The organism is Ferdinandcohnia sp. QZ13 (assembly GCF_031324165.1).
Classification (GTDB): Bacteria; Bacillota; Bacilli; order Bacillales; family Bacillaceae_L; genus Ferdinandcohnia.
Window position 1 is genome coordinate 1 of record NZ_JAVIVW010000008.1, and the last position, 677, is coordinate 677.

Sequence of the window (677 nt, forward strand, 5' to 3'; positions counted from 1 at the left end):
TAGTTAAGCGCTGGCTATCTTTATGAAATACATGTTTCATACGTTTACACTTTTTTCGGTCGTATCCATGAAACTCATTTTGTATTCGGCGTCTTACTCCATCAAGCCCCCAATAAATGTAACGACAAAAATGAAACCTATCAGCTACAATAACGGGTTTACCCAATGCCTCTTGAACGGCTGCTTTAAAGGAATGATTCATATCCATTATGACTATTTGAACCCCAGATCCATGCTTTCTCAAGTAGTCCTTAATCGTACGTTTATAGCGATTTGGTAAAATATCAATCGGTTCTTTTGTAATCCCATCCGCAATGATTAACTGATATTTCCCTTCCCGGGTATCACCTTTGTATTCATCAATGGCTATAACATTTGGTAGCTCTTCCACAGGACGAATTTCGCTTCGGGATATTTGATCGAATCTACGTATGATGGTTGAAGGAGAACATCCATAGATCTCGGCCGTTTCCTTGAACGTTTTTCCTTTAATCGCTTTTATCGATATTGCTTGATTCCACTCTATTGAAGTACGCTGATAACGCATGACAAAAGGGTTTTTCTCCGAAAAACGTTTTCCACACTCACAGACATAACGTCTACGCTTATAAAAGATTTGAGTTTTTCTTTCAAACCACTTTAAGTGTTGAATTTTTTGTACACGATAGTCATGAACC

At 38.0% G+C, this 677-nt stretch carries 1 protein-coding gene; it reads right to left on the bottom strand.

The window, feature by feature from the left end; translation table 11 throughout:
* On the bottom strand, nucleotides 1-677 hold a 677-nt coding region (locus RGU12_RS13555; protein ID WP_309536582.1), incomplete at both ends, for an ISL3 family transposase.